The sequence below is a fragment of the Micromonospora craterilacus genome (genome assembly GCF_003236315.1).
Taxonomy (GTDB): domain Bacteria; phylum Actinomycetota; class Actinomycetes; order Mycobacteriales; family Micromonosporaceae; genus Micromonospora; species Micromonospora craterilacus.
On the sequence record NZ_POTY01000195.1, the window covers coordinates 1 to 13724 of the forward strand.

At 69.9% G+C, this 13724-nt stretch carries 12 protein-coding genes; 9 read left to right on the forward strand and 3 right to left on the reverse strand.

The features are described 5' to 3' along the window. Window positions 1-17: 17 nt before the first annotated feature. Window positions 18-926, reverse strand: a complete 909-nt coding sequence (locus C1I95_RS24920) for a 5'-3' exonuclease (RefSeq protein ID WP_111217225.1) — start codon at window positions 924-926, stop codon at window positions 18-20. A gap of 93 nt (window positions 927-1019) precedes the next feature. On the opposite strand from C1I95_RS24920, the gene C1I95_RS24925 reads away from it, so the two are divergent. The 7 genes from C1I95_RS24925 (at window position 1020) to C1I95_RS24955 (ending at window position 10059) form a co-directional block, all read left to right on the forward strand. Continuing rightward, window positions 1020-1400 (forward strand): VOC family protein, encoded by a 381-nt coding sequence (locus C1I95_RS24925; RefSeq protein WP_111217205.1) that lies wholly within the window; start codon window positions 1020-1022, stop codon window positions 1398-1400. Window positions 1401-1468: 68 nt separating this feature from the next. Then, on the forward strand, window positions 1469-2584 hold the full coding sequence (locus tag C1I95_RS24930) for a M24 family metallopeptidase (RefSeq protein ID WP_111217207.1): 1116 nt from the start codon (window positions 1469-1471) through the stop codon (window positions 2582-2584). After that, complete coding sequence (locus C1I95_RS24935; protein WP_111217209.1) at window positions 2581-3723, forward strand: acyl-CoA dehydrogenase family protein; 1143 nt, start codon at window positions 2581-2583, stop codon at window positions 3721-3723. Before C1I95_RS24930 ends, C1I95_RS24935 begins: the two co-directional genes overlap by 4 nt. A gap of 85 nt (window positions 3724-3808) precedes the next feature. Beyond that, the gene (locus tag C1I95_RS24940; RefSeq protein ID WP_111217211.1) at window positions 3809-4297 is read left to right on the forward strand and encodes an Lrp/AsnC family transcriptional regulator; all 489 of its coding nucleotides are present in this window, start codon (window positions 3809-3811) and stop codon (window positions 4295-4297) included. Window positions 4298-4532: 235 nt separating this feature from the next. Further along, complete coding sequence (locus C1I95_RS24945; RefSeq protein WP_233513866.1) at window positions 4533-6482, forward strand: CDP-glycerol glycerophosphotransferase family protein; 1950 nt, start codon at window positions 4533-4535, stop codon at window positions 6480-6482. Between the two features lie 536 nt (window positions 6483-7018). Continuing rightward, window positions 7019-8365: a polysaccharide pyruvyl transferase family protein gene (locus C1I95_RS24950; protein WP_111217215.1), complete on the forward strand. Its 1347-nt coding sequence runs from the start codon at window positions 7019-7021 to the stop codon at window positions 8363-8365. Beyond that, window positions 8362-10059, forward strand: coding sequence for a CDP-glycerol glycerophosphotransferase family protein (locus tag C1I95_RS24955; RefSeq protein ID WP_111217217.1), 1698 nt, complete (start codon window positions 8362-8364; stop codon window positions 10057-10059). The genes C1I95_RS24950 and C1I95_RS24955 overlap by 4 nt, the downstream gene beginning before the upstream one ends. Window positions 10060-10194: 135 nt before the next feature. On the opposite strand, the gene C1I95_RS24960 is transcribed toward C1I95_RS24955, so the two are convergent. Beyond that, window positions 10195-10800: a histidine phosphatase family protein gene (locus C1I95_RS24960; RefSeq protein ID WP_111217219.1), complete on the reverse strand. Its 606-nt coding sequence runs from the start codon at window positions 10798-10800 to the stop codon at window positions 10195-10197. Between the two features lie 155 nt (window positions 10801-10955). Here C1I95_RS24960 and C1I95_RS24965 point away from each other — a divergent pair, with 155 nt between their 5' ends. Next, window positions 10956-11150 carry a CsbD family protein gene (locus tag C1I95_RS24965; protein WP_111217221.1) on the forward strand — a complete coding sequence of 65 codons (195 nt, stop codon included), beginning with the start codon at window positions 10956-10958 and terminating at the stop codon, window positions 11148-11150. 124 nt (window positions 11151-11274) lie between these two features. Here the strand turns inward: C1I95_RS24965 and C1I95_RS24970 are convergent, their stop codons facing one another. Beyond that, entirely contained in the window at window positions 11275-12681 is a 1407-nt protein-coding gene (locus C1I95_RS24970; protein WP_111217223.1) for a KamA family radical SAM protein, read from the reverse strand. A 158-nt stretch (window positions 12682-12839) separates the two neighbouring features. On the opposite strand from C1I95_RS24970, the gene kdd reads away from it, so the two are divergent. After that, window positions 12840-13724: L-erythro-3,5-diaminohexanoate dehydrogenase (kdd, locus tag C1I95_RS24975; RefSeq protein WP_111217227.1), on the forward strand; the 885-nt coding region annotated here is incomplete at its 3' end.

Consider the following 13724-nt stretch of genomic DNA (forward strand, 5'->3'; position numbering starts at 1 on the left):
GGAGGGACGCTGGTGGCTCAGCTGGCGGGGGTGCGGGTGCTGAGGGCGTCGACCAGGCGGCGGGTGGAGCCGGCCAGGTTCCAGCGCTCGGCCAGGTCGAGCAGCCGGTCGGGGTCGGCCGGCGCGACCGGCAGCTCGGTGGGCAGCGGTGGCAGCGGCACGTCCAGGGCGACCCGGACCACCTTCGGCGCCACCGCGAGGTAGTCGCGGGCCGCGGCGAGCTTGGTACGCAGCCCGGGGGCGAAGCCGGAGGCGGGGTCCTCCAGGGCGGCGAGGATGCCGGCGATGTCGCCGTACCGGTCGACCAGCCGGGCGGCGGTCTTCTCGCCGACCCCGGCCACCCCGGGCAGTCCGTCGCTCGGGTCGCCGCGCAGGGCGGCGAACTCGGCGTACCGGTCGGCGGGTACGCCGTAGCGGGCGCGGACCGCGGCGTCGTCGCAGTCGTCCAGCTTGGCCACGCCCCGCCCGATGTAGAGCAGCCGCACCCCGCGGGCGTCGTCGATCAGCTGGAACAGATCGCGGTCGCCGGAGACCACCTCCACCGGCCCGGGCTGGGTGACCGACAGGGTGCCGAGCACGTCGTCGGCCTCGTAGCCGGGCGCGCCGACCACGGTGATGCCCAGTGCGTCGAGCACGTCGAGGATCATCGGCACCTGCGGGGTGAGGGTGTCCGGCACCACCTCGCCGCCCTCGGGCGCCACCCGGTGCGCCTTGTACGACGGCAGCAGCGCCACCCGCCAGTCGGGCCGCCAGTCGTGGTCCATCGCGCACACCATCCGGCCCGGCCGCCGGGTGCGGATCAGCTGGGCGAGCATGTCGAGGAAGCCGCGTACGGCGTTGACCGGCTGGCCGTCGGCGGTCTTCGCGGCGGACTCGGGGATGCCGAAGTACGCCCGGAAGTACAGACTGGGCGCGTCGACGAGCATGATCGGGGTCTGCTGTGCCACGCCCGACAGCCTGACACAACCCACCGACGTTCGCTGCGGACGGCGCGGCGGCCGCGCGATCAGGAGGACGCCATGCCCGCATCCACCCGGCTGACACTGACCACGGTCAACCTGGACACGCCCGACCCGGCCGCGCTGGCCCGGTTCTACGCGAACCTGCTCGGCTGGGACGTCGAGGTCGAGGAGACCGACGACGTCATCCTGCGCTCGGCCGACGGCGGGGTGGGCCTGTCCTTCCAGCGGGAGCGGGCGTACGTGCGCCCGACCTGGCCGGCCGAGGCGGGCCAGCAGCAGATGATGATGCATCTGGAGATCGGCGTCGAGAACCTGTCCGCCGCCCTCGACCACGCGCTGGCCTGCGGTGCAACCCTCGCCGACCACCAGCCGCAGGAGAACGTCCGGGTCTGCCTGGACCCGGACGGCCACCCGTTCTGCCTCTGGCTGATCGGCTAACCTCGGCCCACCGTCGGCACACCGCCCCGGCCGGCCCACTCGGCCCAAACGAACGTTAAGCTGAGTGGGTGGGAACCGAGGAGCTGTATCCGCCGCAGCGGCTGGCCGCCGCGCAGCGCGCCACCGCCGCCGCCGGGCTGGACGCGTTGCTGCTCAGCCCCGGCTCCGACCTGCGTTACCTGACCGGCTACGACGCGCACGCCGGTGAGCGGCTGACGCTGCTGGTGCTGCCCGCCGAGGGCGAGCCGACGCTGATCGTGCCGACCCTGGAACGGCCGGCGGCCGAGGCGTCTCCGGCACCGGCCACCGGGGTACGCATCGTCGACCATCCCGACGGTGTCGACCCGTACCCGTTGGTCACCGCCGCGCTCGGCGGGCCGGTCGGCGCGGTCGGGCTGGCCGACCGGATGTGGGCCGAGCAGGTCCTCGCGTTGCGCGCGACGCTGCCTGACGCCCGGCAGCGGCTCGCCTCCGAGGTGTTGCGGGAGCTGCGGATCCACAAGTCGCCGGCGGAGATCGCCGCGCTCGCCGAGGCCGGCGCGGCGATCGACGCCGTGCACGCCCGGATGGGCGAGTGGCTGCGGCCGGGGCGTACCGAGGTGGAGGTGGCCGCCGACATCGCCGCGGCGATCCGCGCGGCCGGGCACGTCACGGTCGACTTCGTCATCGTCGCCGCCGGCCCGAACGGGGCCAGTCCGCACCACGGCACCTCGGACCGGCCGATCGGCGTCGGCGAGCCGGTGGTGGTGGACATCGGCGGCACGATGCCCTCGGGGTACCGCTCCGACTGCACCCGCACCTACGTCGCGGCCGGCCGGCCGCCGGCCGATTTCCTGGACTACTACGCGGTGCTGTGGGAGGCGCAGTGCGCCTCGGTGGCGGCGGTGCGCCCCGGGGTGAGCGCCGAGGCCGTCGACGCCGCCGCCCGCGAGCCGATCGAGGCCGCCGGATACGGCGACGCCTTCCTGCACCGCACCGGCCACGGCATCGGCCTGGACGGCCACGAGGAGCCGTACGTGGTGGCGGGCAACGACCGCCCGTTGGCGGCGGGGATGGCCTTCTCCGTCGAACCGGGCATCTACCTGGCCGGGCGGCACGGCGCCCGGATCGAGGACATCGTCGTCTGCACGACGGACGGCGTACGACGGCTCAACACCACCCCCACGGAGCTCATCGCGCTATGACTGTCGACCGGATCCTGCCCACCGACGAGGCCCACGACCTGCTGGAACTGGCCACCGAGATCGCCGATCGGGAACTCGCGCCGAAGGTGGTCGAGTTCGAGGAACGCGCCGAGTTTCCCCGGGAGGTGCTGCGCACCCTGGGCCGGGCCGGCCTGCTCGGCCTGCCGTACGCCGAGGAGCACGGCGGAGCCGCCCAGCCGTACGAGGTCTACCTCCAGGTGCTGGAGATCCTGGCCAGCCGTTGGCTCGCGGTCGCCGAGGCGGTCAGCGTGCACACCCTGTCCTGCTACCCGGTCGCCGCGTTCGGCACCGACGAGCAGCGCAAGCTGCTGCCCGACATGATCGGCGGCGAACTGCTCGGCGCGTACTGCCTGTCCGAGCCGCAGGGTGGCTCGGACGCCGCGGCGCTGACCACGAAGGCGGTCCGCGACGGAGACGCGTACGTCGTCTCCGGCACCAAGGCGTGGATCACCCACGCCCGGGTGGCCGACTTCTACAACATCTTCTGCCGCACCGGCGGCCCCGGCCCCCGGGGCATCTCCTGCCTGGTCGCCGACCGGGCCACGGCGGGCATCCACCCGCAGGCCGCCGAGCGCACCATGGGGCTGCGGTCGTCGCCGGTGGCGCAGCTCGTCTTCGACGACGCCCGGGTGCCGGCCGACCGGTTGATCGGCGGCGAGGGGGCGGGCTTCACCATCGCCATGTCCGCATTGGACTCCGGCCGGCTGGGCATCGCCGCCTGCGCGGTCGGGTTGGCCCAGGCCGCGCTGGACTACGCGGTGGACTACGCCCGGCAGCGCCAGCAGTTCGGCCGGGCGATCATCGACTTCCAGGGCCTCGGGTTCACCCTGGCCGACCTGGCCACCCAGATCTCCGCCGCCCGGGCGTTGACGCTCGCCGCGGCCCGGCTGCGTGACGCCGGGCGGCCGTACTCGCTCGAGGCGGCCAAGGCGAAGCTGTTCGCCACCGACGTGGCGATGCGGGTCACCACGGACGCGGTGCAGGTGCTCGGCGGCGCGGGCTACGTGGCCGACCATCCGGTGGAGCGCTACATGCGTGAGGCGAAGGTGCTGCAGATCGTCGAGGGCACCAACCAGATCCAGCGGTTGGTCATCTCCCGCGCGTTGGCCAAGGGCTGACCGAGCGCGATCGTCCGCCCGCCGAGTGCGACGCTCGGCGGGCCTGTCGTCGCGTTGGCGGGCCTTTCCCGGTAGGTTGCACGCCGTGGAGGAGACCGATCAGGCCATCATCGCCGCGCTGACCGTCGACGGGCGCTTGTCGTACACGGACCTCGCGGAGAAGGTGGGCCTGTCGGTGTCCGCCGTGCACCAGCGGGTGCGCCGGCTGGAGCAACGCGGTGTGATCAAGGGGTACGCCGCCCAGGTCTCCTTCGAGGCCCTCGACCTGCCGCTGACGGCGTTCGTGGCGATCCGGCCGTTCGACCCGTCGCAGCCCGACGACGCGCCGGAGCGGCTGGCCCACCTGCCGGAGATCGACTCGTGCTACTCGGTGGCGGGGGAGGACTTCTACCTGCTGCTGTTGCGGGTGGCCGGCCCGGCGGATCTGGAGCGGGTGCTCCAGGAGATCCGTACGTCGGCCAACGTCACCACCCGGACCACCGTCGTGCTCTCCACTCCGTATGAGCATCGCGCGCCGAAGGTCACCCTGGATCCGGCGAACCAGCACCGACTCCGGGGTGTCTCGGCGGAGTAGGCGGGCTCACAGCCGGCATAACGGTTGACCCCGCACCACCCGACCAGCGGCAGCTGTCGGACGAAGGTTCCGGACGCTGGCCCGTTTGGCCACCACGGCCTGCCTGGCGGATCCGGGAATCGGCGCATTGCGTGATCAACTTGTCGGGCGAGTGATCCTACAATGCAACCCTGTTAGTGCCGGAGTCCAATTCGGACGATGAGTTCGCGCTGGCCTACGACCGCTGTTGCCCCTGGTGCCGAGGCATTCGGGTCGCTTTGCGCGCTTTCACGGGGGAGGATCGAATGAGCCGATCAATGCGATTGCCGTTGTGCCTGCGGGTGGTTGGAGTCCGCCGGTGACACGGAGCCTAATCCCATCAGGTGAAGAACAGGTGAACGCGGCGGGGGTCGCGGCAGAACTTGCTGACGAACCGGCGGGGCCGGACGAGCTTGGCGTGGCGGACGAACCCCCGGGCGCGGCGGACGAACCCGTCAAGGGTTCGGCGACGACGACTTCGACGCCCGCTCGGTCCGGGTTCAGGGGATGGCTTGCAGGGCGGCTGCCCGCCCTGACGGCTGACGTGCTGGCGCTGGTCGCCCTGCTGCTGGCGGCGGTGGGCAACTCTTCCCTCTGGGCGCTTCCTCCGGCCGTTGCCACGGCCGGTCTGCTGGGGTGGACGTGGCGTGGCGCGTGGCGTGGCGGTCCGGTGCTGTCCGGACAGTCAGTTGTGTCGCGAATGCTCCTGCTCGCGTGCGCGTACCTGCTCGGGACGGTGCACGGCAGCCTTGAGCCAGCCTTCGCCGTCGGCATCGGGCTCGCCGCCCTGGCGGTCCTCGCCGAGTCCCCGTTGGCGGCCCTGGCACGCGGCACCCAGCCCGTCACGGCCAACCTGCCCGGAACCGGAACGCGATCCATCCGTCGTCCGAACACCAGCCGCGTAGCGCTGGTGAACGGTGCTGTCGTGCTGGTGGCACTCGCCTGCGCCGTTGCGGACCGCCTTGGGCTGGTCGTGCTTGCCGCTGCGACCGCAGCCCTCGGGTTGCTCGGGTTCACCGGTGTCCAGGCACTGACGCGGGCATGGCGGCGGCGAGACGTCGAGAGCAGACTGCCCGCCCTGGTGGCCGACTACGAGCCGGTCTTCCTCCTGTACTGGCACGCCGCCGCCGGCACCGACTACCAGATCGCCATGTGGCTGCCCTACCTTGAGCGCCTCGACAAGCGATTCATGGTCGTGGTCCGGAGCGAGCAGAACTTCACCGAGGCGACGCGCCTCACCACGGCCCCGGTGCTCTTGCGTCGGAGCACCAGCCAGCTCGATGACGTGTTCAGTCCCTCACTCCGCGCCGCCTTCTACGTGAACAACGCAACCAGGAACAACCACGCCATCCAGTACACGCGTCTGAAGCACATCCAGCTCAATCACGGTGACAGTGACAAGATGCCGAGTCACAATCCGGTGTTCCGGATGTACGACAAGAATTTCGTGGCCGGTCAGGCGGCGGTCGACCGGTTCGCGGCCAACGGTGTGAGCATGCCCGCGGAGATGTTCACCATCGTCGGCCGCCCCCAGGTCGAGGACGTCGCCGTGGCGACCGGGCCGATCGGCTCGATCGCCAATCCCCGGGTGCTGTACGCCCCGACGTGGGCCGGCTTCAACGCCGACTCGAACTACTCGTCGTTGCTGGTCGGATACGACATCATCAAGGCGTTCGTTGCTCGTGGGTGCAGTGTGGTTTTCCGGCCGCATCCGTACAGCCGGAATTCGCCGGCGTTGGACCGCGAGTGCGAGCGCATCCGGACGCTGCTGGCGGACGACCGCCGAGCGAATGGTCGGCCGCACGTCTTCGGCACCGTGGCCGAGGTGGAGATGTCGGTGATGGACTGCTTCAATGCCTCCGATGTGATGGTGTCGGACGTGTCGAGTGTGGTGGCCGACTACCTGTACTCGGAGAAGCCGTTCGCCATGGTCGCCATCTCCACGCCGGCGAGCAAGTTCACCGACGAGTTCCCGTTGGCCCGGGCGGCCTACCTGATCGACGCGTACGGCGGCCGGGTCCAGGGCCTCGATGCCGCCCTGGACGATCTGCTCGGCGGCGACCCGCTCGCCGGCACTCGGCGTGATCTGAAGAAGTACTACCTGGGTGACATTCCGGCGGACCGGTACGCGCAGCGCTTCCTCGACGAGGCGTCGCGCTACCTCTGATCCCGAGGGCGGCCATCCGATGCCGAGGGCTTCAGCCGCCCCACGATTGGCTCCGGTTCGGCGTCGACGCCGAACCGGAGCCAGTTCGTTTGTGGCACGCGATGCGCCCGCGGCCCTTCGACCCAGGGCAGCCGGAGGACGCGTCGGAGCGGCCGACGCACCTGCGTCCGAGGCCGGTGGACGAGATCGGGCCAAACCGGCCGAAGGAGATCGACAACACTCGCCCCCCAGTGCGGCCGACTCACAGCCGACGAAGCTAGGATCCATCCCGATTCTGCTGAAGTGAGACCCGATCATGAGCAGATCGCCGGTCCGACGGCCGGTGCCGTCTGCTGGTGCCACAGTCACCTGGCGGGTCTTCAAGGGGAGGATGAGATGTACCAACCGACACGGTCGCGGTTCAGCCGGACGGTGCCCGGAGCCCGCTCGTGACTCGTATCCTCATCCGCGCTGGCAAGAACCCGTTGACAGTACTGTCGCACGAGCAGAGCCTTTCCACATCCCGGCTGGGTGTCTTCGGGTCGAACTCTGGGAACATGCTGTTTTACAGCTCGGTGTACCGGGCGCTCAGCGTGCCTGACGCCGAGGTGGTCCCCAACGCCTACGTGCATGAGCGTCCGGTCCACCTGTCCACCTACATCAACCGGACGAACGAGGAGTTCGACCGGTTTGTCCTGCCGATGGCGAACTCGTACCGGGCGACCTTCCTGCCGCATCTGGAGCGGCTCGCCGAGGTCATCGAGCGGCTGACGATCCCCGTCACCGTGGTCGGCATCGGTGCCCAGCTGCCGTACGGCACCGAGTTCGACTCGCTTCCCGACGACTTCAAGAAGATCGTCAGCCGGTTCACCCGGGCCGTTCTCGACCGGTCCGCGTCCATCGGGGTCCGGGGCGAGTACACCGCCCGGATGCTGAAGTACCTGGGCTTCGGCGACGAGCACGTACGGGTGATCGGATGCCCGTCGATGTTCGGCAACGGGCCGCTGGGGCCGCTGGTACGCAAGGTCGACCAGCTGAGCCACGACAGCCCGCTGGCCATCTCGTACACCCCGAAGGTCAAGGGGGTCGACCGGCTGGTCGAGGCCAACACCAACCGTTACCCCAACAGCGTCATCGTGCCCCAGCAGCATCAGCGGCTCGCCCTCATGCTGTGGGGGGAGAACCCGGCGAAGGTCTCCAACAAGCGGATGCCGATCCACACCGACCATCCGCTCTACGAGAACGACCGGATGCGGTTCTTCGTGGACGCCTCGACCTGGGTCAAGTTCATGGCCGAGCAGCACTTCGCATTCGGCACGCGCATTCACGGCAATGTCGCCGCCGTGCTGGCGGGTACGCCGGCCGTGGTGCTGGCCCACGACTCCCGCACCGTGGAACTGGCGGAGTACCACGGCATTCCCTACCGCCTCTACGCCGATCTGCCGCCCGACGTCGACGCGCAGCAGCTATACCAGGAAGCCGATTTCGACGTCTTCGCCACGCGACAGGCCGAGACCTTCGACACCTACGTGCGGTTCCTCGAGCACAACGACCTGGAGCACGTGTTCCAGCCGGGCAAGGAGAACCCGGCCTACGACAAGGCGCTCGCTGCCGCCAAGTTCCCCGGCCCGGTCCACACGCTGATGGCCTCGGACGTCGTCGGCCGACGGCAGGTCATGTCGCGTCTGCGTTGGCTGCGGCAGGGACACGAGGGCGATCTGCAGCGGCCTGCCTACGCTTTCGAACCACCGTTTCGCGAATCGCGCGGACTGAAGTCGCTTGAGGAGCGGGTAAGTCAATTGGAGAAGGAGCTGAAGTTGCAGCAGAACTTCCTGGCGAACTGGCGAGGCCGGGTCAGTCGGGCGCTGCGGATCAACACGTCGTCGACGGGGGTTCGGCGGTGACGACGGCAAAGCCGGCTCGGTCCGGTTTCAGCGGATGGCTGTCGGGACGACTGCCCGCCCTGACGACTGAGGCGCTGGCCCTGGTCGCGCTGCTGCTGGCGGCCGTGGGTAGCTCCCCGCTCTGGGCCCTTCCCGCGGCTGTCCTCGCGGTCGGCCTGCTGGCCTGGACGTGGCGCGGCGCGCTGCGCGGCGGTCCGGTGTCGTCGGGACAGACCATTGTGTCGCGGATCCTCCTGCTTGCCGGCGCGTACGTGTTCAGCGCGGTACACGGCAGCCTCGGCCCGGCCCTGGCCGTCGGTGTCGGCGTCGCCGCCCTGGCGATCCTCGGCGAGCCGTTGTTGATGGCCATGTCCCGCTCGGTCTACCCCGTCGCGGCCAACCTGCCCGGAACGGGTGTACGGCCGCTGCTTCGCCCCAACACGCGCCGCGCCGTGCTGGTCAACGGCGCCGCGGTGCTGGTGGCACTCGTCACGTCGTTCACCGAGCTGCCCGGCGTGATCGCGCTGGTGGTGGCGACCGCGGCGCTCGGGTTGGTCGGGTTCACCGGATGGCAGGCGCTGACGCGGGTAGGCGCCCGGCACGGCAGTGAGGCGAAACTGCTCGCCACGCTGACCGCGTACGAGCCGGTCTTTCTCGTGCACTGGAACGCGCCGGCCGGCACCGCCTACCAGATCGCGATGTGGCTGCCCTACCTCGAACGTCTCGGCAAGAAGTACTTCGTGCTGGTGCGCAGCGAAGCCAACTTCAACGAGGTGGTGGCTCTCACCATGGCCCCGGTGATCCTCCGGTCAGGGCTGACCGAGATCGACGACGTCATCGCCCCGTCATTGCGGGCCGCCTTCTACGTCAACACCGCGACGAGGAACAACCACGTCATCCGGTACACGAACCTGACGCACATCCAGCTCAACCACGGTGACAGCGACAAGGTGCCAAGCCACAACCCGGTGTTCCGGATGTACGACAAGAACTTCGTCGCCGGTCAGGCGGCGGTCGACCGGTTCGCGGCCAACGGCGTGAGCATGCCGGCGGAAATGTTCGCCATCGTCGGGCGTCCGCAGGTGGAGCACGTCGCGATCGCCACCGAGCCGATCTCCTCGATCGCCAAGCCTCGGGTCCTGTACGCCCCGACGTGGGCTGGCTTCTACACCGACTCCAACTACTCGTCGCTGCCGGTCGGGTACGAGATCATCAAGGCGATGGTCGCCCGTGGGTGCAGTGTGGTCTTCCGGCCGCATCCGTACAGCCAGCGATCCGCGGATCTGACCCGGGAGTGTGAGCGCATCCGGGCGCTGCTGGCGGAGGACCGCAAGGTGAACGGCACTCCGCATGTCTTCGGCGCCAAGGCGGAGACGGAGATGTCGGTGGTGGACTGCTTCAACGCCTCGGATGTGATGGTGTCCGACGTGTCGAGTGTGGTAGCCGACTACCTGTACTCGGAGAAGCCGTTCGCGATGGTCGCCGTGTCGGCGCCGGCGGCCACGTTCACCGACGAGTTCCCGCTCGGACGGGCGGCGTACGTGATCGATGCGTACGGTGGCCGGGTGCGGGGGCTCGACGTAATCCTCGACGACCTGCTGGGCAGCGATCCTCTCGCCAGCACGCGCCGTGACCTGAAGAAGTACTACCTGGGGGACATCCCGGCGGACGGTTACGTGCAGCACTTCCTCGACGAGGCGTCGCGTCACCTCTGATCCCGGCTCCACGACGGGCTTTACGACGGGCTTTACGATGGGTTTTACGACCGGCTCCGGTTCCGCGTTGACGCGGAACCGGAGCCGGATCACTTGTGGGGGCTGTTCATCCGGCCGTGAGCCGGCGGTCGAAGGTCAGTGCCGGGCCGTCGATCCGGTTTCGACCGGTGGGGGAGTCGGCTGGTTCCACCGGAGGATGACCCGCCGCCCGTGCTCGTGGCCGAGCAGGCTGAGGGTGGCGGTGTCCAGGCGGAGCAGCCCGCCGGCCGAGGGCGGCAGCCCGATCCACCGGGCGCCCAGTACGCGCAGCGAGTGCGCGTGCCCGACCAGGGCGACGGAACCCCGGTCCAGCAGCGGTTGCAGCCTGGTGAGCAGGCGGTCGAGGCGCTCGCCGACCTCGCTGGGGGATTCCCCGTCCGGGCACCCGTCGGTCCACACATTCCAGCTTGGATGCTCGGCGTGGATCTCGGCGGTGGTGCGTCCCTCGTACGCACCGTAGTTCCATTCGGCCAGGTCCTCGTCGGTGTCGCTGACGGTCAGCCCGGCCAGTTGCGCGGTGACCAGCGCCCGCTTACGCGGGCTGGTGAGCACCGCGGCGAACCGCTGGCCCGCCAGGGCGGGGCCGAGCATGCGGGCCTGGCGCTCACCGTCGGGGGTCAGCTCCAGATCGGTGTACGAGGTGTGTCGGCGGCTGGCGCTCCAGGTGGTCTCACCGTGCCGGATCAGCAGGATCTGTCCCATCCGTCCAGTTAACCAGCCCGATGGTAACCCCGATCACCTAGCTTCCTAGGACGCGATACGCGATGTGGCCCCGAGCACGGGTTTTGACCCGCGGGTCAGGGGGACACCAAAAGGAAGGGGCTGACTCGCCCCGCCGGCGGAGCAGAGGAGGCGACATGAGCTTCACCGACAAGGCCAAGAACAAGGTCGAGCAGATGAGCGGCGCCGCCAAGGAGCGCATCGGCGATATGACCGACAACGAGCGGATGCGGGCCGAGGGCGCCACCGAGCAGAGTGAGGCGCGGGCGCGGCAGGCCGGCGAGGACATGAAGGCCGCTGGGCGCAACGCCAAGGACGCCTTCAACCGGTGACCCGCAGTTGCCACGTACCGCTGAGGCCCCGGTGCACGAGTGCACCGGGGCCTCAGCGTAAAAAAGCTGGGACGAAAGTTGCGGGAACTAGTTGGGAAGAGTCTGGGGAGTGGTGGCGCCGAGGTCAGTCGTCGCGGTGGGTCTGCCACCACTGCTGGCCGGCCGCCGGCAGCGTGTCGATCGGGTCGTAGTAGGCGTAGCGCTTGCTGAGCGCCTCCAGGTCGGCGGACTCGATGGAGGTGCGGTAGTTCTTCGTCCAGTAGGAGATGCCGCGCTCACGGTCGTACTCGGTGATCATGTGGACCCAGCGCTTGCCGACGAAGGGCACGTCGCAGACGATCCGTGGGGTGGCGTAGCCGGGCAGGTAGCCCATGATGTCGTGTTGGAGCTGTTGGGCGTGCCAGACCGGGACCCGCCAGTGCTCGGCGTTGGGGATCATGTCGCACATGTAGAAGTAGTACGGCAGGATGCCGGCCTCGCCCTGCAGCGCGAAGCAGAGGTCGAGCAGGTCGGTGCTGGTGGCGTTCACCCCGCGCATGAGCACACCCTGGTTGCGCACGTCGCGTACGCCGACGTCGAGGGCGGTCTGGGCGGCCTTGGCGACCAGCGGGGTGATCGACTGGGCGTGGTTGACGTGGGTGTGGATGGCCAGGTTGACGCCGCGCCGGGCGGCGGTGCGGGCGACCCGTTCCAGGCCCTCGACCACGTCGGGCTGGAGCCAGTGCTGGGGCAGACCCATGAGGGCCTTGGTGGCGAGCCGGATGTCGCGGATGGTCTCGATCTCCAGCAGGCGCATCAGGTACGACTCAAGGTTGCGCCACGGCACGTTCGCCACGTCACCGCCGGAGACGACGACGTCGCGGACGCCGGGGTGGGCCTTGAGGTAGCTGATGTGCGCGTCGTACCGGTCGACCGGCTTGAGGGTGAGCTTGAGCTTGTCGACGGCGGGGGTGGAGTTGCCGACCAGGTCCATCCGGGTGCAGTGCCCGCAGTACTGCGGGCAGGTGGACAGCAGCTCGGCGAGCACCTTGGTGGGGTAGCGGTGGGTAAGGCCCTCGGCGACCCACATGTCGTGTTCGTGCAGCGAGTCGCGGCTGGCGTACGGGTGTGACGGCCAGTCGGTGCGCCGGTCGGAGGCGACCGGGATCATGTAGCGCCGAATCGGGTCGGCGAGGAACGCCTCGGTGGTCAGCGGGGCGAACGGCACCATCGTGTTGATCATCTGCGGCGGTACCAGCATCGACATGGTCGCCAGGGCGCGCTGGTCGGCTTCGAGGTCGGCGTAGAAGCTCTCGTCGACGGTGTCGCCGAGCACGGTGCGCAACTGTTTGATGTTCTTGACGCAGTTGACGCGCTGCCACTGGGCGTTCTCCCACTGGTCGCGGGTGACGTGGCGCCAGCCGGGGAAGCGGGTCCAGTCGGGTTCGACGAGCGGGTTGCGGCGGTATTCGTACGGCTGGCCGGTGAGCGTGGCTTCGGGGGCCGGCTGCGGTGCCGGGATGGTCTGCACCGGCGGTTGGGTCTGGGTCACGGCCCCTCCTCTGGCTTGGTGGGTGATCAGCGGACCTGGGTGATCAGCGGACCGAAGGCTACTGGAAAATATCCGGTGAAGAAATTAGTCTGCCGGAAGTTTTCCCGCCACGCGAGTCCAGGTCGGGGCTTCAGGCGGTCGGAGAGGGGGAGGTCGGCGTGACGTCACCGGTGGGTCTGCACCGCGTCGTGGAACCGGCGGGGGTGCTGCCACAGGCCGCCTGGCGGTTGGACGCGCGGCAGGAGATCGCGCCCAACGAGGTGCGCATCCGGGTCGAGCGGCTGAACCTGGACGCGGCGAGTTTCCGGCAGCTGTGGGAGAAGCACGGCGGCGACGGCGACGCGGTCCGGGCCGAGGTCCTCGAGATCATCTCCACCCGCGGGAAGATGCAGAACCCGGTGACCGGGTCGGGCGGCATGCTGATCGGCACGGTCGAGGAGGCCGGCCGCCGCTCGCCGCTGGGGCTCAAGCCCGGCGAGCGGGTGGCCACCCTGGTGTCGCTGACGCTCACTCCGCTGGTGGTGACCGACGGGCTGGCCCGCTGGGACGGGCGTAGCGAGCAGGTGCCCTGCGACGGGTGGGCGATTCTGTTCGCCCGGTCGATCGCGGCGGTGCTGCCGGAGGACCTTGATCCGCAGCTGTCCCTGGCGGTGCTGGACGTGTGCGGTGCGCCGGCGCTGACCGCCCGGGTGGTGTCGCGGTATGTGGCTGAGCGGGCGGCGCTGGCGGAGGGCCGGCCGGTGACGGTGGCGGTGATCGGCGGTGCGGGCAAGAGTGGCTCGTTGTCGCTGGCGGCCGCGCGGCGGGCGGGAGCGGGTCGCACGGTCGGGGTGGTGCCGGTGGCCGTCGAGCAGGACGCTCTGGTGGCGGCGGGTCTGGCCGATGCGGTGGTGCTGGCCGATGCCCGGGATCCGGTGGCGTTGTCGACGGCGGTGACGTCGGCGCTGGGGGTGCCGGCGGACGTGACCGTGGTCTGCGTGGACGTGCCGGGCTGCGAGCACGGGGCGGTGCTGGCGACCGCGGACGGCGGCACGGTGATCTTT

Coding starts and splice junctions, on each gene's coding strand:
- C1I95_RS24920 (WP_111217225.1), bottom strand. CDS start 926: ATGCTCGTCGACGCGCCCAGTCTGTACTTCCGGGCGTACTTCGGCATC.
- C1I95_RS24925 (WP_111217205.1), top strand. CDS start 1,020: ATGCCCGCATCCACCCGGCTGACACTGACCACGGTCAACCTGGACACG.
- C1I95_RS24935 (WP_111217209.1), top strand. CDS start 2,581: ATGACTGTCGACCGGATCCTGCCCACCGACGAGGCCCACGACCTGCTG.
- C1I95_RS24950 (WP_111217215.1), top strand. CDS start 7,019: ATGCTGTTTTACAGCTCGGTGTACCGGGCGCTCAGCGTGCCTGACGCC.
- C1I95_RS24960 (WP_111217219.1), bottom strand. CDS start 10,800: ATGGGACAGATCCTGCTGATCCGGCACGGTGAGACCACCTGGAGCGCC.
- C1I95_RS24965 (WP_111217221.1), top strand. CDS start 10,956: ATGAGCTTCACCGACAAGGCCAAGAACAAGGTCGAGCAGATGAGCGGC.